At 35.1% G+C, this 22,560-nt stretch carries 13 protein-coding genes and 2 rRNA genes; 12 read left to right on the forward strand and 3 right to left on the reverse strand.

Features of this window, described 5'->3' with window-relative positions; genetic code table 11:
* The first annotated feature begins 26 nt into the window (after window positions 1–26).
* Both CVULP_RS03025 and pyk read left to right on the forward strand, forming a co-directional pair.
* The gene (locus tag CVULP_RS03025) at window positions 27–1,373 is read left to right on the forward strand and encodes an FAD-dependent oxidoreductase (RefSeq protein ID WP_099507355.1); all 1,347 of its coding nucleotides are present in this window, start codon (window positions 27–29) and stop codon (window positions 1,371–1,373) included.
* A gap of 7 nt (window positions 1,374–1,380) precedes the next feature.
* Window positions 1,381–2,823, forward strand: a complete 1,443-nt coding sequence (pyk, locus tag CVULP_RS03030) for a pyruvate kinase (protein WP_099462108.1) — start codon at window positions 1,381–1,383, stop codon at window positions 2,821–2,823.
* A 6-nt stretch (window positions 2,824–2,829) separates the two neighbouring features.
* Here pyk and CVULP_RS03035 read toward each other — a convergent pair whose 3' ends face one another.
* The gene (locus CVULP_RS03035) at window positions 2,830–3,681 is read right to left on the reverse strand and encodes a hypothetical protein (RefSeq protein ID WP_099507354.1); all 852 of its coding nucleotides are present in this window, start codon (window positions 3,679–3,681) and stop codon (window positions 2,830–2,832) included.
* A gap of 83 nt (window positions 3,682–3,764) precedes the next feature.
* On the opposite strand from CVULP_RS03035, the gene lgt reads away from it, so the two are divergent.
* The 10 genes from lgt to lepA all read left to right on the forward strand — a co-directional run bounded on the left by lgt (window position 3,765) and on the right by lepA (window position 19,772).
* The gene (gene lgt, locus CVULP_RS03040) at window positions 3,765–4,589 is read left to right on the forward strand and encodes a prolipoprotein diacylglyceryl transferase (RefSeq protein ID WP_099507353.1); all 825 of its coding nucleotides are present in this window, start codon (window positions 3,765–3,767) and stop codon (window positions 4,587–4,589) included.
* A gap of 45 nt (window positions 4,590–4,634) precedes the next feature.
* Entirely contained in the window at window positions 4,635–5,414 is a 780-nt protein-coding gene (locus CVULP_RS03045) for a fumarate reductase cytochrome b subunit (RefSeq protein WP_099462059.1), read from the forward strand.
* On the forward strand, window positions 5,398–7,389 hold the full coding sequence (locus CVULP_RS03050; protein ID WP_099462057.1) for a fumarate reductase flavoprotein subunit: 1,992 nt from the start codon (window positions 5,398–5,400) through the stop codon (window positions 7,387–7,389). Before CVULP_RS03045 ends, CVULP_RS03050 begins: the two co-directional genes overlap by 17 nt.
* The gene (locus CVULP_RS03055; RefSeq protein WP_099507352.1) at window positions 7,382–8,107 is read left to right on the forward strand and encodes a fumarate reductase iron-sulfur subunit; all 726 of its coding nucleotides are present in this window, start codon (window positions 7,382–7,384) and stop codon (window positions 8,105–8,107) included. Before CVULP_RS03050 ends, CVULP_RS03055 begins: the two co-directional genes overlap by 8 nt.
* 30 nt (window positions 8,108–8,137) lie before the next feature.
* Window positions 8,138–10,321: a dynamin family protein gene (locus CVULP_RS03060; protein ID WP_099507351.1), complete on the forward strand. Its 2,184-nt coding sequence runs from the start codon at window positions 8,138–8,140 to the stop codon at window positions 10,319–10,321.
* Window positions 10,311–12,140, forward strand: a complete 1,830-nt coding sequence (locus CVULP_RS03065) for a dynamin family protein (protein WP_099507350.1) — start codon at window positions 10,311–10,313, stop codon at window positions 12,138–12,140. The genes CVULP_RS03060 and CVULP_RS03065 overlap by 11 nt, the downstream gene beginning before the upstream one ends.
* Complete coding sequence (locus tag CVULP_RS03070; RefSeq protein WP_099507349.1) at window positions 12,137–12,841, forward strand: tetratricopeptide repeat protein; 705 nt, start codon at window positions 12,137–12,139, stop codon at window positions 12,839–12,841. Before CVULP_RS03065 ends, CVULP_RS03070 begins: the two co-directional genes overlap by 4 nt.
* A 505-nt stretch (window positions 12,842–13,346) precedes the next feature.
* Window positions 13,347–16,388: ribosomal RNA gene (locus CVULP_RS03075) — 23S ribosomal RNA — on the forward strand.
* Window positions 16,389–16,727: 339 nt separating this feature from the next.
* Window positions 16,728–16,844, forward strand: a 5S ribosomal RNA gene (rrf, locus tag CVULP_RS03080).
* A 1,137-nt stretch (window positions 16,845–17,981) separates the two neighbouring features.
* Window positions 17,982–19,772: a translation elongation factor 4 gene (lepA, locus tag CVULP_RS03085; RefSeq protein WP_099462212.1), complete on the forward strand. Its 1,791-nt coding sequence runs from the start codon at window positions 17,982–17,984 to the stop codon at window positions 19,770–19,772.
* A 239-nt stretch (window positions 19,773–20,011) separates the two neighbouring features.
* On the opposite strand, the gene CVULP_RS03090 is transcribed toward lepA, so the two are convergent.
* Together CVULP_RS03090 and mraY are read right to left on the reverse strand one after the other, a co-directional pair.
* The gene (locus tag CVULP_RS03090) at window positions 20,012–21,370 is read right to left on the reverse strand and encodes a DASS family sodium-coupled anion symporter (protein ID WP_099507348.1); all 1,359 of its coding nucleotides are present in this window, start codon (window positions 21,368–21,370) and stop codon (window positions 20,012–20,014) included.
* Window positions 21,371–21,480: 110 nt separating this feature from the next.
* The gene (mraY, locus tag CVULP_RS03095) at window positions 21,481–22,542 is read right to left on the reverse strand and encodes a phospho-N-acetylmuramoyl-pentapeptide-transferase (protein WP_099462203.1); all 1,062 of its coding nucleotides are present in this window, start codon (window positions 22,540–22,542) and stop codon (window positions 21,481–21,483) included.
* Between the last annotated feature and the right edge of the window lie 18 nt (window positions 22,543–22,560).

Consider the following 22,560-nt stretch of genomic DNA (forward strand, 5'->3'; position numbering starts at 1 on the left):
GAAATAAACTATTTTAAGGAAAATCGATGAGCCAGCAAGAATTTGATGTGTTGGTTATAGGAGCTGGAATTTCTGGTGCAGCTTTGTTTTATGAGCTTGCTAGATATACGGATATTAAAAATATCGCTTTAATAGAAAAGTATCACGCCCCAGCAACTATAAATAGCAAAAGCACAAGTAACTCGCAAACCATACATTGTGGTGATATAGAGACAAATTATACTTTAGAAAAGGCACAAAAAGTCAAACGCACAGCCGATATGATAGTAAAATATGGACTTTTGCAAAATGCACAAAATAAATTTATGTTTTCGCATCAAAAAATGGCTTTAGCCGTAGATGATGCGGAGTGTGCCTATATGAAAGAACGATACGAGGAATTTAAAGAGCTTTATCCTTACATTCATTTTTATGATAGGGATAAGATCAAGCAAATTGAGCCTAAGGTCGCTTTGGGTGAGGATGGTGTGAATGATAGAAAAGAAAATATTGTCGCTATGGGCGTTGAGGCTGGGGAAGTTTTCACGACCGTTGATTTTGCTAAAATGAGTGAAAGTTTGGTTGAAGAGGGGCAAAAACAGGGCAAAAACACTTTAGTGGCTTTTAATGAGGAGGTAGTGCATATCTCTAAAAATGAGGGAATTTTTACGATAAGGACGGCAAATTTTAAAGAATATAAAGCTAAGGCTGTTGTCGTAAATGCTGGCGCACACTCTTTGTATCTCGCACATAAAATGGGCTTAGGGCTTGATAAATCTTGTTGGCCTGTGGCTGGCAGTTTTTATCTTACTAAGCAAAAACTTTTAAATGGCAAGGTTTATATGGTGCAAAATCCTAAACTTCCTTTTGCGGCATTGCACGGAGATCCTGATTTAATGGCAGATATGAATACGCGTTTTGGTCCAACAGCTTTAGTAATCCCTAAGCTTGAGCGTTATAAGGGTTTGAAGTCTGTGCCAGAATTTTTTGAAGCTTTAAAACTTGATAGAGTTGTGCTGAGTGTGAGTTTGGGTATGTTTAAAGATGCTACGATTCGAAATTATATCCTTTATAATTATTTATATGAACTTCCTTTTATCAATAAAAGCTTGTTTGTTAAAAATGCAAGAAAAATTGTCCCAAGCTTAAAATCCGACCAGCTTTATTATGCTAAAGGATTTGGTGGGGTGCGTCCGCAAGTGATTGATAAAACAAAAAGAGAACTTATGCTAGGTGAAGCTAGTATTAACGAGGTGGAAGGAATTATCTTCAATATGACACCAAGTCCTGGTGCGACAAGTTGTCTTGGCAATGCCGAAAGAGATACAAAAACAATTTGTGATTATTTGGGTGCTAAATTTGATGAAGATAAATTTAGCACAGAATTATTATGAGGTAAAAATGCTTAAGAAAACTAAAATAGTTGCCACGGTTGGTCCTGCTAGTGAAAGCGAAGAGATTTTACGCCAAATGATTATTAATGGTGTTAATGTGTTTAGACTTAATTTTTCTCACGGAACTCACGAGTATCATAAGCAGAATTTAGAAAAAATTCGCAAGGTAGCAAGTGAGCTGAATACGAGAATAGGGATACTTCAAGATATTAGTGGTCCTAAAATTCGCACGGGTGAGCTTAAAGAGCCTTTTGAGCTTAAAAAGGGCGATAGATTAGATTTTTATCGTAGTAAAATTCTTGGAGAAAGAGTTGATTTAACACATTATAAATTAAGCATTAATCAAAGCGATATTTTAAATATGCTAAAAGTGGGAGAATATGTTTATCTTTACGATGGCAGTATTCGTGCGAAAATTGTGGATATTAATAAAAATTTTATTCAAAGCGTAATTGAAAACGATGGATTTTTAAATTCTAATAAGGGGATTAATTTTCCCAACACGCGTATTAATATTGATGTCATTACACAAAAAGATAGGCGAGATTTGCTTTGGGGTATTGAAAATGGTGTAGATTTTCTTGCAATCTCTTTTGTGCAAAACGCTCACGACATTGATGAAGTGAGAGAAATTTTAGTGCAAAATGGGGCGAAGATTGCTATTTTTGCTAAGATTGAGAAATTTGATGCTGTGGAAAACATTGATGAAATTATTGCTTCAAGCGATGGCATAATGGTAGCTCGTGGGGATTTAGGTATTGAAGTGCCCTATTATAAAGTGCCAAATATACAAAAAGCCATTATCCAAAAGGCAAATAATGCCTCAAAACCTGTCATTACGGCGACGCAAATGCTTTTTTCTCTTGCAAAGACAAAAACAGCAACAAGAGCCGAAATTTCTGACGTAGCAAATGCGGTTTTAGACGGAACAGATGCGGTAATGCTGAGTGAGGAAAGTGCCGTAGGGATTGACCCTGCTAATGCCGTTGATGTAATGTGCAAGACCATAGTGGAAGTGGAAAAAAGCTATCCTTATAATAAATTTAATCGTTTTGATTACTTAGATGATACGGATAAAATTATGCAGTCAAGCACTCATTTGGCAACAGATTTAAATGCAGACGCTATTTTTGCTCTTACAAGCAGTGGTAAATCTGCCATTAAAATCGCACGCTATCGTCCCAATATAGAAATTATTGCCATAGCACATAGTGAAAAAACACTCAATTTTCTTAGTATAGTTTGGGGAGTTAATCCTGCCATTTTAGTTAATAAAAGTGATGAATTAACACAATTGCTTAAAGATGCTGTGAAATCAAGTGTAGAGAAAGGTTTTATGAGTAAAGATAGATGCTATATTTTAAGTGCTGGTTTTCCAACGGGTGTTGAGGGAACGAGCAATCTTATACGCATTTTAAAGAGAGAGCAAATTGCTTATTATCTTAGATAAAAAGGGTTATTCAAAGATAATAACCCCATCTTCCTCATTGTCTGTTGAAGTTTCTTGCGTTTGACTTTCTTTTTTATACCTTTGTTCGGTAGGATTTTCTTCACTAAAGCTCTCATTTGTAAATTCATTATATTCTTTGGCATTTTGTGGCTCACTTTTGCCTAAATCTAGAGCTTTTGGAAGATTTATATGAAGAGAATTTAGAGTATTTTTGTAAAAAGCCAAATAAGCTTTGTCTATTTCAAAAGCTGGACGTTCTAAACCTTTGTTAAGTTGGGTTGGAACATTGCTAAGTGTAGTTTTAAACATACTCACTCCATCACTACTTTTAATAGGATAGGTTAAATCGATTAAAGAATCGAGTTTGGTATTGCTTGAAATTTTAGTTTTATTTTGTGGATTATGGGCATCGATAAATTCGATTTTCCCCTCAAATTTTAAACCAAGTTTTGAGTCTATTGAATCTCCACTAAGCCATTCGCTTGTTTTTTGAATTTCTTTTTCATCAATGAAAATTTTAATTACGCCTTTAAGTTTATAATCGGGATTTGCATTATCTATTTCATAGCCCTTAAGCTTTGCAATAGTTTTGATTTGTTCCTCTAAATTTTGTTTTAAAAGCTCATTTTCCTTATCGATGCGAATTTTAAGCACAGAATTTTCAAAATTATCCGAATAATTATTATTTTGTTCTAAAATTAAAGGCTCTAAGGCAATTTTAATGCCAGAATTTATAGCTTGAATTTGAGTGGGAGCTTGAGGTTTAAAATTTGGCATAGAAAGATGAACGAAATTTGAGCTTGTATTTGAGCAAGCTATAAAGAGTAGAGCTGTGCTAAGTAAAAAAGCTTTTTTCATTATTTAACCTTTTATTTTTTAAACGTAATTATAGCAAGTTAAAGTTTTTTTGCTATATTTCTCTTAAAAAATTTGGACTTAAAATGGAATTTTGGCAAAATATTTATGCAAATTTTGATGTTGTAGCTTTTGAGTTTTTTGGTTTTAAGGTGCATTGGTATGGCATTATGTATGTGATAGCCTTACTTTTAGCCTTATATTTGGCGAAATTTTTTGTTAAAAAATTTAATTTAGATATAGATAGTAAGCATTTAGATAATTATTTTATCTGGGTTGAACTTGGCGTGATTTTAGGTGCTAGACTTGGTTATATTTTAATTTATGATTCTCATACACTTTACTATTTTACGCATCCTTGGCAAATTTTTAACCCTTTTGATATAAATGGCGAATTTGTAGGTATTCGTGGTATGAGTTATCACGGTGCTATTATTGGTTTTTTATTGGCAACCTTTCTTTTTTGTAAAAAATATAAGCAAAGACTTTGGCTTTATCTTGATGTTGTAGCTTTGAGTGTTCCTTTGGCTTATGTTTTTGGAAGAGTGGGAAATTTCCTCAATCAAGAGCTTTTTGGGCGTGTGAGTGATGTGCCTTGGGGAATTTATGTTGATGGTTTATTACGGCACCCCTCTCAACTTTACGAAGCATTTTTGGAAGGTGTTGTTGTTTTTATTATCGTTTATTTGTTTAAATTGAGACAAAAATTTGAGGGAGAGCTTATTATCGTTTATGCTGGAGCTTACTCTTTAGCGCGTTTTGTGTGTGAGTTTTATAGAGAACCTGATTTTGAGCTTGGATTTGTGGCTTTTGGGCTAAGTATGGGACAAATTTTAAGTTTAATAATGTTCATAGTAGCTTTATTTTTTTATCTTTTTTTTAAAAAAAATTTAATGTATCTTAAAGGCTAATAAAATTATAATTAATAGTTTTTAAATTCATTCTAAGGAGAAAAGATGAGTGATCTTATCGAAGGTTATTTGGGTAAGAGCATTGAGGGCAAAAAAAGCAAAATGCCTGCGAGACTTGACTTTATCCAAAGTGCTTCAGGGCTTTTTTTGGGACTTTTTATGTGGCTACATATGCTTTTTGTATCCACTATTTTGGTGAGTGAAGATTTTTTTAACTCTGTTGTCCATTTTTTAGAGTTGAAATTTGTTTATGATAACCCTATTATGAGTTACATTACTTCATTCCTTGCAGCCTGTGTTTTGATTGTTTTCATTGTGCATGCTGGTTTAGCGATGAGAAAATTTCCTATTAATTTTCGTCAATATCAACTTTTAAGAACGCACACAAAAAAGATGAAGCACGAAGACACTACGCTTTGGTGGGTGCAAGCTTTCACAGGTTTTGTAATGTTTTTCTTAGGTTCAGCTCATCTTATCTTCATTATTACAAATGCTGATAAAATCAGCGGTGATATGTCTGGAGAAAGAGTAATCAACCACTTTATGTGGCTTTTTTATATTGTTTTGCTTATTTGCGTTGAACTTCATGGAAGTATAGGACTTTACAGACTTTGTGTCAAATGGGGCTGGTTTGAGGGCAAAAACGCTAAAGAAAGTCGCAAAAAGCTTAAAATGGCAAAATGGGTTATTAGCGTATTTTTCTTAGTTTTAGGCGTGCTATCCCTTGCCGCATTTGCAAAAATAGGCTTTGAAAATTATCAAAATCAAGCACAAAGTGCGTTGGTTAAAACTTATAATGGAGCAAATTATGAATATACAATATAGTGATGCTTTAGTAATAGGCGGCGGTTTAGCAGGACTTAGAGCAGCCATTGAAGTGGCGAAAAGTGGGCAAAGCGTTACGCTTTTAAGTATTTGTCCCGTGAAGCGTTCCCACTCGGCAGCTGTGCAAGGTGGTATGCAAGCAAGTCTTGGAAATGGTGCTAAAGGTGAGGGAGATAATGAGGATTTACACTTTGCAGATACTGTGAAAGGTTCTGATTGGGGATGCGATCAAGAGGTTGCAAGAATGTTTGCTCAAACTGCACCAAAGGCTGTTAGAGAACTTGCGGCTTGGGGTGTGCCTTGGACTAGAGTAACTAAAGGTCCTAGAACGGTTGTCATCAACGCACAAAAAACTGTGATTGAAGAAAAAGAAGAAGCCCACGGACTTATCAACGCAAGGGATTTTGGAGGAACGAAAAAATGGCGAACCTGTTATATCGCCGATGCAACAGGGCATTGTATGCTTTATGGTGTAGCAAATGAGGCGATTAAACATCAGGTTAAGGTTATTGATAGAATGGAGGCTGTGCGTATTATTCACGATGGTAAAAAATGTTTGGGTGTAATTGCTAGAGATTTGACAAATGGACAACTCATTGCTTACATTGCAAGAGGCACGATGATAGCTACTGGAGGCTATGGTAGAATTTATAAGCAAACAACTAATGCGGTCATTTGTGAGGGAACGGGTGCTGCTATAGCTCTTGAGACAGGACTTTGCAGACTTTCTAATATGGAAGCTGTGCAATTTCACCCAACCCCTATCGTGCCAAGCGGAATTTTACTTACTGAAGGGTGCCGTGGCGATGGTGGTATTTTGCGTGATGTTGATGGCTATCGCTTTATGCCTGATTATGAGCCGGAGAAAAAAGAGCTTGCCAGCCGTGATGTTGTAAGTCGTAGAATGATGGAGCATATCCGTAAGGGTAAGGGTGTGAAAAGTCCTTATGGAGATCATTTGTGGCTCGATATTTCTATTTTGGGTAGAGCGCATGTTGAAAAGAATTTACGTGATGTGCAAGATATTTGCAAAACTTTCAACGGCATTGATCCTGCTGATGAGGGTCCTAAAGGTTGGGCGCCAGTTCTTCCTATGCAACACTATTCAATGGGTGGAATTCGCACCAAACCAACGGGTGAAAGTCAGTGGCTTGATGGGCTTTTTGCTTGTGGTGAAGCGGCGTGTTGGGATATGCACGGCTTTAATCGCTTGGGTGGAAATTCTTGTGCAGAAACCGTTGTTGCGGGTATGATAGTAGGTGATTATTTTGCGGATTATTGTAAAAACAACGGCGAAGTTGTAGATACTAATGTTGTAAAAGACTTTTTAAGCAAAGAGTATCAATACCTCAAATCCCTTGTTGATAAAGAAGGGCAAAACGATGTTTTTGAAATCAAAAACAGAATGAAAGAAGTAATGTGGGATAAGGTTGCGATTTTTAGAACAGGCGAAGGTTTAAAAGAGGCTGTTAATGAGCTTGAAGAGCTTTATAAAAAATCTTTAAATGTTAAGGTGCATTGTAAGGAATTAGACGCCGCAAATCCAGAGCTTGAGGAGGCTTATAGAGTGCCTAGAATGTTAAAAGTTGCTTTATGTGTTGCTTATGGTGCGCTTTTAAGAACAGAAAGTCGTGGGGCACATTATAGAGAAGATTATCCAAAGAGAGATGATTTAAATTGGATGAAAAGGACGCTAACTTATTGGGTTGAGGGCGAAACTTTGCCAAAAGTAGAGTATGATGAGCTTGATATTATGAAAATGGAAATGCCACCAGCCTTTAGAGGATACGGTGCTAAGGGTAATATCATTGAAAATCCATTGAGTGAAAAGCGTCAGGCTGAGGTTGATGCGATTCGCGAAAAAATGGAAAGCGAGGGTAAGGGTCGTTATGAAATTCAAAATGCTTTAATGCCCTATGAACTTCAAGCCAAATATAAAGCACCAAATCAAAGAATAGGAGTGGATTATGAGTAGGAAATTAACAATAAAGGCGTTTAAGTATAACCCTTTAAGCAAAATTTCAAAGCCGCATTTTGTAACTTATGAGCTTGAGGAAACTCCTTTTATGACAGTTTTTGTGTGTTTGACACAAATACGTGAAAAAATGGATGCAGATTTGAGTTTTGACTTTGTTTGTCGTGCAGGGATTTGTGGAAGTTGCGCGATGATGATAAATGGTGTTCCAAAACTCGCTTGCAAAACTTTAACTAAGGACTATCCAGATGGCGTAATTGAGCTTATGCCTATGCCGGCATTTAAGCATATTAAGGATTTAAGTGTCAATACGGGCGAGTGGTTTGAGGATATGTGTAAAAGAGTGGAAAGTTGGGTGCATAATGAAAAAGAAACCGATATTTCCAAAATTGAAGAACGCATTGAGCCTGAAGTAGCTGATGAGACTTTTGAGCTAGATCGTTGTATCGAGTGTGGGATTTGTGTAGCTTCGTGTGCGACTAAATTAATGCGTCCAAATTTCATTGCAGCGACAGGACTTCTTCGCACTGCAAGATATTTGCAAGATCCGCACGATCATAGAACTGTGGAGGATTTTTACGAACTTGTAGGCGATGATGATGGGGTTTTTGGGTGTATGTCTTTGCTTGCTTGCGAGGATAATTGCCCTAAGGAATTGCCTTTGCAGAGTAAAATAGCTTATATGAGAAGACAGCTTGTTGCACAAAAATGTAAATAAATATTTCCCCCTTTTTAAAGGGGGATTTTAATGCAAAATCTTCTTCAACAACTTTGGCAAAATAAATTACAATTTTTAGATTTTAACTCGATTTTTGACAATTCAATCCAACTTGATCTTAGTGAATTCGCCATCATTTTAAGTGTTGATGAGACAAATTATGAAAGGTATTTTCTCTTAAAAGAATTTGCAAATATTATGAAAAAAATTGCTTTAAGAGTGGATATTTTTAGTATTCAGTATGCTCAAATTTGCACCTTAAATCTTTTGCAAAAAGGTTTTTTAAATCAACGGGATTTATTAAGTGCTTTAAGAATTTTGGAAAGGATAGCAAATAATGATTTGATAATTAAATTTATAGAAAATGTCAAATTAGAAGAAAAGGATAAAAAGATTCTTTTTGAAACTTCTTTCAATGAGTTAGACACCATTAATCTCAAGCTCCAATCTTTAGCCCTTAGTCAAGTTAGTAAAGAAAATTTACAAAAAGCTTTAGAAAAATTTAAAAATTTAGAATTTAGTGTTGCTGTTACAGGTGTGATGAATGCTGGCAAATCAAGCCTTTTAAATGCTTTGTTAAAAGAGGAATATTTGGGTGTTTCAAATATCCCAGAAACCGCAAATTTAAGCGTTTTAAAGTATGGAAAATCTAAAAAAGCAAAATTATATTTTTGGAATGAAAAAGAGTGGGAAAATATCCTTTCAAACTCTAAATTTAGTACGGAACTTGAAGGTTTTGTGCGTGAGCTTTCTAGTAAATATAATATTGCTGATTTTATCCAAAAAGAAAGCATAGTAAAAGAGATTTCCCAAGAGAAACTTAAGGAATTTAGTAGTGCTAAAAATCAAATTTCAGCTTTTATTAAAAAAATTGAACTTGAGGCAGATTTAGAATTTTTGCAAAATAATATTTCTATAGTGGATACTCCGGGGCTTGATGATGTCGTTGTTCAAAGAGAATTATTAACGAAGGCTTATTTAAAGCAAAGCGATTTTTTGATTCATTTAATGAACGCTTCTCAAAGTTTAACTCAAAAAGATATGGAATTTTTAGTTTCTTGTCTTCTTAATTCGCGTCTTGGTAAGTTTTTAGTCGTTTTGACTAAAGCGGATTTATTGAACGAAGAAGATTTAAAAGAAGTCATTACTTATACGAAAAATTCGTTAAAAGAAAGACTTAAGGGCGAAGAAATGTTGATTGAAAAAATCGATTTTCTTTGTGTGAGTGCAAAAAAAGCAAATGATTTTTATAAAAATTTAGTAAGCAAAGAGGAATTTAAACAAAGTGGAATGGAGGAATTTGAAAGATATTTGTTGAATGCACTTTATTCTGGAGAAAAAAGTAAAACGACTTTAAATGCCTATAAAAAAGAGCTTAACTTGGAACTTATGCAAATTTTAAGCGAATATGAAATGCAAAATAAATTTTTTAAAGAAAGCTCACACGCCACTCAAGATGAAAATATGCAATTTTTAACGGAATTTAAAAAACAAGAAAAAGAGCTTTTAAATGCTAAAGATGATATTGAAAATTCTATTTCAAAGCTTAGAAATTCTCAAAATGATATAAATCAACTTGTCCTACTCTTAGCCAAAAAACTTAAAGAACGCTTAATTGATGAGTTAAAATATCTTAATAGTAATGCCAAAAAACTTGATTTAAATCGCATTTTAAATATAATTGATATCACAACAAGAGATGGGATTAATGATATTTTGAGAGAAGTGAAATTTGAAAATTTGAAGAAAATTGATGATATTAAGAAAAATTTAAGCTTAAAATATAACTTCTTGCAAGCAGAATTTGATAATGGCTTTGAAGACTTTAAAGAGGGTATTTCAAAGACGATAGAGGATATTTTTGCGACAGATCAATTTGTATTTTTAAAAATAGAACTTGGTCAAATAATGCAAGAAAAAAGTGATATTTTCACCATGGAAAAACAATTAGATGAGCTTATAATTAAAGCCTTTAGGAGGTTTGAGCTTGATAAGATTTTGGAAGACTTGAATATAAATGGAAATTTTTTGAATTTTTTAAATGAAAAGTTGATACATTTTGAAAAAAATGTGAGAGAAAAGTTAAACAATCTCACAAATTTACTTCAAAATTTAGAAAAAGAACAATTTGATTTTACGCAAAATTATGAAACAAATTTAGAAAAAATTGCCGAACTAAAAGAACTTCAAAAGGATCTTTTAAATGCAAATTGAGCTTTTAAAACAATTTATTAATGCTTATGAAAATGCCTACAAAAAAGAATTTGATGAAAGTTTTGAGGGTAAGATAAGAAGACTTTGTAGTGAATTTGATGAGCCTTTTATGCATCTTAGTTTAGGCTTAAAAGAGCGTTTAAAAAGCCTTATTTTTTCTTTGGAGAAAAATATACAAATAGCCATTATAGGTCAATTTTCTAGTGGAAAGTCAAGCCTTTTAAATTTGATTTTGGGGCGTGAATGTTTGCCAACAGGTGTTGTGCCTGTTACTTTTAAACCTACTTTTTTGCATTATGGAAAAGATTATATTTTACGTGTAGAATTTGAAGATGGAAGCGATATTATCACAGAGCTTAGTGAGCTTGGATTTTATACAGATCAAAGAAAAAGTTTAAAGGAGGCTAAAAGCATACACATTTATGCTCCTGTACCACTTTTAAGGAATTTAAGTCTTGTGGATACTCCCGGACTTAATGCAAATGAAAGCGATACGCTAACAACTTTTAAAGAGCTTGAGGATATCCACTGCGTGATTTGGTTAAGTTTGATTGATAACGCGGGCAAGAAAAGCGAAGAAGACGCCATCAAAGCCAATTTAAGAATTCTTGGTAAAAATAGCTTGTGCGTCTTAAATCAAAAGGATAAATTAAGTCAGGTGGAACTTGAAAGAGTTCTTGAATATGCAAGAGGTGTTTTTGGAAAATATTTTAAACAAATTATCGCCATTTCTTGTAAGGAGGCTAAAGAAGAGCAAAATTATGAAAAGTCTAATTTTAGCACTTTATTAAAATACTTGGAAAATATTGATACAAAAGAATTAAAACGTGAATTTAGTAAGAGGAAATTACTTGAATTTTGTCAAATTACTAGAGAAGAAAGTATTCTTTTTGATACTATTTTCAACGAGCTTGAAGCTAAATTTGAAGATTATGAAGTATATTTGAGACATTATTTTGTTGATTTAAAAGAGAAAATTGAGCTTTTAAATCATCAAATTTTAGAACAGCTTAAAAGTATAGCCGAGCGTTTGAGTGTAGAAATTTTTAATTTTGTTAGAGAAAAAGAAGGTTTTTTTTATAAGGAGGCGCAAGGTTTTTTTAAGAAAAACTTATATTGCAAATACAGCTACAAAACCCCTTATATTTCAAGCGACGATGCCTTTTTGGCGATGTTTTATCATTCTGATGTGATGAATAAGGAATTTAGGCATATTAAAAAAGAATTTGAGTTTTCTTTTGAAAATTTAAAATCAAATTTGAAAGAGAGTTTTGAGACTTTAAAAAAAGAAATTCTACTTTTTAAGGCAAGAATTTCTAACATTCAAAAAGATGATTTTTTGCAAAGTGAGAAAAATTTTGCCGACCTTAGAACTTTTGCGAGTGCGAGTGAAGAGTATTTTTTGCGCGATTTTGAAAATATCTTGTTTAAAAATAATTTGGATTTAGAACTTTTTTTTGAAAAATTAAATCTTAAAGCTTTTGCAAACTATGAAAATGCTTGCAAATTAAGTTTAAGTTTTTTTAGTCGTAAAATTAACGAAAGTCGCATATTTTACGAGCTTGACAGCTCACAATTTTCTTTATATTATCCTAAAAAAAATGAGATTTACGAAAGGGTTTTGACCGAACTAAATGTTTATGAATTTGAAAATTTATTGGTTGCAAAGCCCGTTATTTTGAAAGTTATTAACACATTTTTTGAGCAGAATTTAGACTTAATTGCACAAAAAAGGGCGTTGATTTCAACCAAAAAAGAGGAAAATAATGAGCGTTTAAATTATATTTTAGCTTTAGAGGAAAGGATTAAAGCTTTATGAAAAGATTAGTTTTATTACTATTTTTGGGACTTAATGAGCTTTTGGCACAGGATATAGAAAAAGCCTTAAAGCTTTATGAAGCAAATAAATTTATCAAAGCTTACGAACTTTTTGAAAGTTTATGTGAAAAAGATAATCCAAGAGCTTGTTTTTCTTTGGGTTATATGAATGAGAAAGCGCAAGGTGTTTCAAAAGATTTGAGAAAGGCTCATCAATTTTATGATAAGGCTTGTAAATTCGGCTATTCTAGAGGCTGTTCAAATTTAGCTTTAAGTTTGGAAGAAAATGGCTATAAAAATGAGGCAGTTTTAGCTTATAACAGAGCTTGCAAATTGGGCGATTCCAGAAGTTGTAACAATATAGCTTTATTTTATGAGGAAGAAAAAGATGACGAATTGAGTCTTTATTTTTATAAAAAATCTTGCACCTTAAAGGACGCTAATGCCTGCTATAAACTTGGTTTGCTTTATGAAAAGGGTGAGAAAATTAGGCAAAATTTAGATACTGCTTTGCATTTTTATTCTCAATCTTGCACTTTTGGCTTAGGGGAAAGTTGCTATATTTTGGGGCGTTATAATCAGCTTGAAAAAAGGGATATAAAAAAAGCAAAACGCTATTTTGGCATAGCTTGCGATAAAAAACACAAAGAGGCTTGTGCGGCATATAGGGAATTAAATGATAGGAAGATTGATATTTATTAACTTCTTCCCCACATTTCATCTTCCCTTAAGTTTCTTTATGTATAATTTCAACTTTCACTTTCTAAAAAAAAGTCTAAATAAATATTTTAACTCCTTTTAGAAAGGTGTTCTTTAACTTATCATTGTTAAGAGTCACAAGCAAGTTTTAATAAAAACAATTTTACTGAACTTGTTAAAGGATAGAAGAAATTCAAAGTTTAATACACGACTTTAGCTTCACATCATTGACTTTATTTTTCAATATGAAACTAAAGATTAAACACTTTCCGTCTTTATATAAATCATCAAAAATTTATATAGCTCTTTTATCATTAAACTTTAACAAGGAAGTGATGCGTTTTAGAATTAACACAATCAGTTGATTATGTTTAAAACCTGATTTAGTTTAATAAGAAGGAAGTTAGCCTTATCTACTTAGCTTAATTTTACATTAGGCTTGGCGGGGTAGGCCTTTAGTTTGCTTCTTAGTCAAGGCTTTGCCTTGACGCTAAAGAAGGTTGAAAAAAGGTAAGCTACTAAGAGCGAATGGTGGATGCCTTGACTGGTAGAGGCGATGAAGGACGTACTAGACTGCGATAAGCTAGGTGGAGCTGTCAAGAAGCTTTGATGCCTAGATTTCCGAATGGGGCAACCCAATGTATAGAGATATACATTACCATAATGGAGCGAACGAGGGGAATTGAAACATCTTAGTACCCTCAGGAAAAGAAATCAAAAGAGATTGCGTCAGTAGCGGCGAGCGAAAGCGTAAGAGGGCAAACCCAGTGCTTGCACTGGGGGTTGTAGGACTGCAATGTGCAAGAGGAAAGGTTAGCAGAACACTCTGGAAAGTGTAGCCATAGAGGGTGATAGTCCCGTATGCAAAAACCTAACCTTAGCTAGCAGTATCCTGAGTAGGGCGGGACACGAGAAATCCTGTCTGAAGCTGGGTAGACCACTATCCAACCCTAAATACTCCTACCAGATCGATAGCGAACAAGTACCGTGAGGGAAAGGTGAAAAGAACGGCGGTGAGCCGAGTGAAATAGAACCTGAAACCATTTGCTTACAATCATTCAGAGCCCTATGGAGCAATCCAGGGTGATGGACTGCCTTTTGCATAATGAGCCTGCGAGTTGTGGTGTCTGGCAAGGTTAAGCTAACGCGAAGCCGTAGCGAAAGCGAGTCTGAATAGGGCGCTAAGTCAGATGCTGCAGACCCGAAACGAAGTGATCTATCCATGAGCAGGTTGAAGCTAGTGTAAGAACTAGTGGAGGACCGAACCCGCTAGCGTTGAAAAGCTATGGGATGACTTGTGGATAGGGGTGAAAGGCCAATCAAACTTCGTGATAGCTGGTTCTCTCCGAAATATATTTAGGTATAGCGTTGTGTCGTAATATAAGGGGGTAGAGCACTGAATGGGCTAGGGCATACACCAATGTACCAAACCCTATCAAACTCCGAATACCTTATATGTAATCACAGCAGTCAGGCGGCGAGTGATAAAATCCGTCGTCAAGAGGGAAACAACCCAGACTAACAGCTAAGGTCCCCAAATCTTACTTAAGTGGAAAACGATGTGAAGTTACTTAAACAACCAGGAGGTTGGCTTAGAAGCAGCCATCCTTTAAAGAAAGCGTAATAGCTCACTGGTCTAGTGATTTTGCGCGGAAAATATAACGGGGCTAAAGTAAGTACCGAAGCTTTAGACTTGCACACAACTTAGATTATTTAAGTTTAGAATATAGAAACTAAGTTATATTTTTACTGATTTATATAGAGTAAGAATAGAAATAAACTTAGTGAATTTAGTCAAAATATTCTTAGATTAAAAGTTAAGTCATTTAAGTTGTGTGCAAGTGGTAGGAGAGCGTTCTATTTGCGTCGAAGGTATACCGACAAGGAGTGCTGGAGCGAATAGAAGTGAGCATGCAGGCATGAGTAGCGATAATTAATGTGAGAATCATTAACGCCGTAAACCCAAGGTTTCCTACGCGATGCTCGTCATCGTAGGGTTAGTCGGGTCCTAAGCTGAGTCCGAAAGGGGTAAGCGATGGCAAATAGGTTAATATTCCTATACCAACATTAGTGTGCGATGGAAGGACGCTTAGGGCTAAGGGGGCTAGCGGATGGAAGTGCTAGTCTAAGGTCGTAGGTGCTTACACAGGCAAATCCGTGTAAGAATACACCGAGAACTGAAAGGCTTTTCAAAGTCTTCGGACAGCGAGAAGAACCCCTGATGCCGTCGAGCCAAGAAAAGTTTCTAAGTTTAGCTAATGTTGCCCGTACCGTAAACCGACACAGGTGGGTGGGATGAGTATTCTAAGGCGCGTGGAAGAACTCTCTTTAAGGAACTCTGCAAAATAGCACCGTATCTTCGGTATAAGGTGTGCCTCCCTTTGTATTAGGATTTACTCCGAAAGCAAAGAAGGTTACAACAAAGAGTCCCTCCCGACTGTTTACCAAAAACACAGCACTCTGCTAACTCGTAAGAGGATGTATAGGGTGTGACGCCTGCCCGGTGCTCGAAGGTTAATTGATGGGGTTAGCATTAGCGAAGCTCTTGATCGAAGCCCGAGTAAACGGCGGCCGTAACTATAACGGTCCTAAGGTAGCGAAATTCCTTGTCGGTTAAATACCGACCTGCATGAATGGCGTAACGAGATGGGAGCTGTCTCAAAGAGGGATCCAGTGAAATTGTAGTGGAGGTGAAAATTCCTCCTACCCGCGGCAAGACGGAAAGACCCCGTGGACCTTTACTACAGCTTGACACTGCTATTTGGATAAGAATGTGCAGGATAGGTGGGAGGCTTTGAGTATATGACGCCAGTTGTATATGAGCCATTGTTGAGATACCACTCTTTCTTATTTGGGTAGCTAACCAGCTTGAGTTATCCTCAAGTGGGACAATGTCTGGTGGGTAGTTTGACTGGGGCGGTCGCCTCCCAAATAATAACGGAGGCTTACAAAGGTTGGCTCATAGCGGTTGGAAATCGCTAGTAGAGTATAAAGGTATAAGCCAGCTTAACTGCAAGACATACAAGTCAAGCAGAGACGAAAGTCGGTCTTAGTGATCCGGTGGTTCTGTGTGGAAGGGCCATCGCTCAAAGGATAAAAGGTACCCCGGGGATAACAGGCTGATCTCCCCCAAGAGCTCACATCGACGGGGAGGTTTGGCACCTCGATGTCGGCTCATCGCATCCTGGGGCTGGAGCAGGTCCCAAGGGTATGGCTGTTCGCCATTTAAAGCGGTACGCGAGCTGGGTTCAGAACGTCGTGAGACAGTTCGGTCCCTATCTGCCGTGGGCGTAAGAAGATTGAAGAGATTTGACCCTAGTACGAGAGGACCGGGTTGAACAAACCACTGGTGTAGCTGTTGTTCTGCCAAGAGCATCGCAGCGTAGCTAAGTTTGGAAAGGATAAACGCTGAAAGCATCTAAGCGTGAAGCCAACTCTAAGATGAATCTTCTCTAAGCTCTCTAGAAGACTACTAGTTTGATAGGCTGGGTGTGTAATGGATGAAAGTCCTTTAGCTGACCAGTACTAATAGAGCGTTTGGCTTATCTTAAAATATTTGTTATTCTTTTTTGCTTATGTGTCGTTAGAGTTCGCTCACATATTATCAATATGCTACGCTCACTCTGCCTAGCCTAAGACAAAAAATAAAAAACAAATAAGCATCACTTCCTTGTTAAGGTTTAACCTTAATATAAGTGTAAAAAGTTTGATTAAAACTTGCTCTTAACATTGTTTTTTAAGTGTTTTTAGTTCTAAACTAAAGATGAGATTTCATTAAGCTTTATTAGCAAGATATGATTTGATATATTTCATAGCTAGGAATTTATCCTAAATTAAGCTTATCTTTGAAAGTTTAAATAAAATATCCATAAAACATTTAAATAACAATGTCCGTGATTATACAGATGTGGAAACGCCTTGCTCCATCCCGAACCAAGAAGCTAAGCACATCGTGGGTGATGATACTACGCCTTACTGGCAGGGGGAAAGTAGCTCATTGCGGACTTGTTAGTTTCTACAAACTTCCTTTCAAGCCAAGTTATACAATAAACAAATGCCGATATTTTAAGCACTTTTTGTTTGAATGCTCCTTAATTAGTTTTAATGAATTAAAATGACACAAAATTAAATTTTTTAGCACAGGTAAAATAATTTGCAAAATAAAACGACATTAAATGCCACATAACTCATTTGCTAATTTTTCTAAGTATCGATTTAAAATGATGAAAATTGATGAATTTGGAATTATTATTATCTTATATTTGACTACTTTGCATAATATAAATGAGCTATTAAAAAGCTCTTTTTTTAAGCCTATTATTTTTTATTATAATGTCTTCTTGCCGTTGAATTCTTTATGAAAGCCTTAATAAGAACTTAGTTTTTATTGCTTTAAGTTTTTTTAAACTCTCTTAAAAAACCTTATAAAGTCGTATTAAAAAATTTTTGTTTGATTTTTGAAATTTGATTGTTGAAAATTTAGTGTCAAAAAGTTGAAACTAAGTTTTTAATGTTTAATTGCTGTGAGGGTTTGGTTAAAATTCTCTTTTATAAGGAAAATTAAGAAATCTAAATCAAATTTTTTTAGCCTTTAATACTCAAAAATGATATAAAAAAGCTAAATGGTTTAAAAGCCAATTTATTTAAAATACTTATTTTAAACAAGACATAAGTGAATAATCGTCGAAAAAATAAATTTATCAAACACAAAATATTACAAAAATTCATTTTCACATTCTTTAAACCATTTTAATTATTAAGTTTGTCAATTTTATTTATTGTCCATTTTCTCTTTTATGTGCGAAGTAAAATTGGTGCGAAGTGTCAAAAAGTCAGCATAAAAAATGCCACGATATATATAATAAAGCTCTTATCTAAACCAAAGTTGCCTTTAAAGCCCTAATGTAGAAAAGCTCCAAAATCATCAAAACAAAATACCGCCTTTGTTTTGCTTAAAATTCTACTTAAAGACATTTTCCTTTGCTTATCAAAGCATTTTAAGTGTGAAGTTAAGATAAGAATAATAAAAATTGTTGCACTAGATTTAATGACAATATGGAGTTTTTTGTATAAACACCTAAAAGTTTTCTCGGCTTTACATAATTTTGTTATAATTTTTTATATTATTATTGACGGATTTTTTATGAAAAATATTAGAAATTTCTCCATTATAGCACATATTGATCATGGTAAAAGTACTTTGGCAGATAGAATTATTAGCGAGTGTGGGGCGATTAGTGCGAGGCAAATGAGTCATCAAGTGATGGACACTATGGATATAGAAAAAGAAAGGGGCATTACTATAAAAGCCCAGTCTGTGAGACTTGAATACACGCTAAATAATACGCCTTTTATTCTTAATCTTATTGATACTCCCGGACATGTGGATTTTAGTTATGAGGTGAGCCGTTCTTTGGCGAGTTGTGAGGGGGCTTTGCTTGTCGTTGATGCTTCGCAAGGCGTGGAAGCACAGACCATAGCTAATGTCTATATAGCCTTAGAAAATAATTTAGAAATTATCCCCGTGATTAATAAAATCGACCTTCCATCAGCAGATATTGAAAAAGTGAGGCACGAAATCGAGCATATTATCGGTATTGATTGTAAAGAAGCCATTTGTGTGAGTGCAAAAACGGGTGAGGGGATTAAGGAGCTACTTGAAGCTATTATTACAAAAATTCCAGCTCCCAAAACAAACGATACGGCGGCGACTAAGGCTTTAATTTATGATTCTTGGTTTGACAATTATTTGGGCGCTTTGGCTTTAGTGCGAATTTATGAGGGTGGTATTGCCAAAAATGATGAAATTTTAGTGATGAGCACGGAGAAAAAGCATTTAGTGCAAGACTTATTTTATCCGCACCCTTTAAATCCCAAAAAAACGCAAAAATTAGAAAGTGGCGAAGTGGGTGTTGTGGTGCTTGGACTTAAAAATATCGGCGATTTACAAGTCGGCGACACGATAACCTTAAGCAAAAATAAAGCTAAAGAAGCCATAGGTGGTTTTGAAAAGGCTAAGGCTTTTGTTTTTGCAGGGCTTTATCCCATTGAAACGGATAAATTTGAGGATTTAAGAGACGCTCTTGATAAATTAAAGCTCAACGACAGCTCCATAAGCTATGAGCCTGAAACTTCTTTAGCTTTGGGTTTTGGCTTTCGTGTGGGTTTTTTGGGGCTTTTGCATATGGAGGTGATTAAAGAGCGTTTGGAGCGTGAGTTTAATTTAGAACTTATCGCCACAGCACCTACGGTAACTTATGAAATTTATCAAACAGACGGAGTGCTTTTAAAAATTCAAAATCCTAGCGAACTGCCTCCTGTTAATAAAATTGAAATGATAAAAGAACCTTATGTGAGAGCGACTATTATCACGCCCAGTGAGTTTTTGGGAAATTTAATCACGCTTTTAAATCATAAAAGAGGCTTGCAGATTAAAATGGACTATATTACGCAAGATAGAGTTTTACTAGAATATGATGTGCCTTTAAATGAAATTGTAATGGATTTTTATGACAAGCTTAAAAGTCTTACTAAAGGTTATGCGAGTTTTGATTATGAGCCTATTGAGTATAGAGAGGGGGATTTGGTGCGACTTGATATTAAAGTTGCGGGAGAAAATGTCGATGCCTTAAGCATTATTGTGCCAAATTCTAAGGCTTTGAGTAAGGGCAGAGAGCTTGTTAAAGCGATGAAAGAGATAGTGCCAAGGCAGCTTTTTGAAGTGGCAATTCAAGCAAGTATAGGTAATAAAATCATAGCGCGTGAAAATGTCAAATCTATGGGTAAAAATGTAACGGCAAAGTGTTATGGCGGAGATATAACGCGTAAAAGAAAGCTTTTAGAAAAACAAAAAGAGGGCAAAAAGCGTATGAAAGCCATAGGCAAGGTGCATTTACCGCAAGAAGCCTTTTTGAGTGTGCTTAAGATTGATTAAAATTGTAATGCGTTTTGATACGCATTGCGTTTTTTGTTGAAAATCTTTTTCTATCTTTAACTCTTATCGTATTATTTATTCTTTCAATTTGAACAATTTGATTTGCTTTTTGTAGATGTATTTAAGCTAAAAGCGTTTGTATGTAGCTTGCGAAAGGGAAAGTTTAAGGCAAATATCTAACAAGGTTAAATTTTTTAATAAGAGAAATCTTAGCCAACACTAAGATTTCTCCTTGAGGCTTAAAGCCAGAAGAAATACGCCATTAAAGCGATGATGGTAGAGCAAAGAACATTAAGATAAATTCCTACACGCACCATTTGAGACTGCTTAATATAACCTGTGCCAAAGACTATGGCATTTGGCGGAGTTGCAACAGGTAGCATAAAGGCACAACTCGCTCCTATGCCTATGATGAGTGCTAAACCAAGCGGTGGTGCCCCTAAGGATTCTGCTATGGAGATAAAAAGCGGCACTAAAAGTGCGGCAGAAGCTGTATTTGAAGTAAATTCTGTTAAAAATACGATAAATAAAGAAACTAAAAGCCCGATTAAGAATAAATGTCCCCCAGCGATTAGATTGATGATGCCATCAGCCATAATTTTGCTTGCTTTTAAGACAAGACTTAGTGTAATTCCACCACCAAAGAGCATTAAAACTCCCCAGTCGGTATTTTCTTGCACTTTTTTCCAGCTTACTACCCTAAAAGCACAGACTAAAACAGCAGCCAATATAGCGATAACGCTGTCAAAATCGGCGATTTTTTTCTCAAATCCTAACAAATTTGAAACGAAAGGATTAATATGAGAGCTAAAAATCCAACACGTAGCCACAACAGCAAAGATGACCAAAGTGATGTATTTTTGAGTATCCATAGGAATTTTTTGCTCTAAGTCAGTATTGATTTGAAATTTTAAATTTGGCTTAAAAGTTACATAAAGAACGAGTATCATTAATGGCATAAAAATGATGACAATAGGAATGCCATATTGAAGCCACTCGGCAAAAGTGATATTTAAATTCGTTGCAACTATGGCATTTGGAGGTGTTCCCACTAAGGTCCCTATACCACCTATACTAGCACTGAAAGCTATGCCTAAAAGCACAAAAACATAAGTGTTTTTATTTTCTTCATAGTCAAGTTGCGAAAGCATACCTATGGCAAGAGGAAGCATCATTGCAGCTGTGGCAGTATTTGACATCCACATCGATAAAAATGCGGTCGTAAAAAAGATGTAAAGTGCTGCAAGAGCAAAATTTCCTTTAGCTAGTATGAGTATTCTGTGAGCGATGATTTTATCAAGCTCTTGAAAATGCATAGCAGCAGCTAAGGCAAAGCCACCAAAAAAGAGAAAGATATTTGGATCGGCAAAGCCGTGTAGCGCAGATTTAGTCGGCATCAAGCCCATAATAACAGCTAAAATGGGAATTAAAATCGCAGTGATGGTAACATGCAAAGCCTCACTAAGCCATAAGACTGCGATAAATGCTAGAATAGCCAAACCTTGATTAACTTTTGTTTCAAAAGGTAACAAGGCAAGCAGCGCGATAAATAAAATAATATCAGCTACAATAATAAAGGTTTTTGTAGAATTTGACATTACAAGTTCTCCTTAATAAGTCGTTTTAAGTGAGAAGTATAACATTAAAATGATGAAATTTTGTTTTAAATCTAACGAAATTTGCATTGAAACTTTACAAATTTACTCACTTATCTCAACTTAAGAGAGGCTAAGGCGAGGAGATTAGAAAGTAGGGCTATCATCCAAAAACGAACGATAATTTTATTTTCCACCCAGCCAACTTTTTCAAAATGATGATGAATGGGTGCCATTTTAAAGACTCTTTTGCCCCAAATTTTAAAGCTTCCCACTTGCAAAATAACAGAAATTGTTTCTAAAACAAACACAAATCCTATAAGAATAAGTAAAATTTCATTTTTGCTTACTATGGCTAAAAAGCCTATAAAACCGCCAAGAGCAAGACTTCCACTATCTCCCATAAAAATTTGAGCAGGATAGCAGTTAAACCACAAAAAGCCCATTAAAGCACCGATTAAAGCTGCACAAATGACAACTAATTCGCCTAAACCATTGATTTTTGGCAAAAAGAGATATTCGCTATAAATTAAATTTCCGCTTAAATACAAAAACACGCCTAAAGTCGCTAAGGAAAAAATGGAAGGCACGGTCGCAAGTCCGTCTAAGCCGTCTGTTAAATTGACAGCATTTGAGCTTGAGATTAGCACCAAAATCCAAAAGAAAAGGGCGAAAATATACATATTAAAAAGAGGATATTTGTAAAAAGGTATGTAAAAATCAGCACTTAAAACTCCGCTAAAATATAAAGGAGCTAAGCACAACAATGAGGCAAAAATCAAGCCAAACATTTTAGCCTTAGGACTTAGACCTGAATGATTATCTTTTTTAAGGACCTTACCTAAATCATCAATAACGCCGATAAGACAAAAGCTAATCAAGCATAAAAGTCCCATTATGGCAAATAAATTATCAAATTTAACGCAAAGCAAACTAGCAAAAATCGCACAAAATACAAAAATAACCCCTCCCATAGTTGGGGTGTGAGATTTTTCTTGATGATTTTGCGGAGCGTGTTTGTAAATGGGCTGGGAGGCGTTTTTTCTCTTAGCCCAAGCAATAAATTTAGGCATTAAAAACAAGCTTAAAATTAAAGCGATGAAAAACGCAAAACCCGCACGCACACTGATATAAGTAAAGAAAGCATAGGAGCTTAATTCGGAAAAATAATACATTTTAGCCTTTTATTTGCT

Source organism: Campylobacter vulpis (genome assembly GCF_014217995.1).
Classification (GTDB): Bacteria; Campylobacterota; Campylobacteria; order Campylobacterales; family Campylobacteraceae; genus Campylobacter_D; species Campylobacter_D vulpis.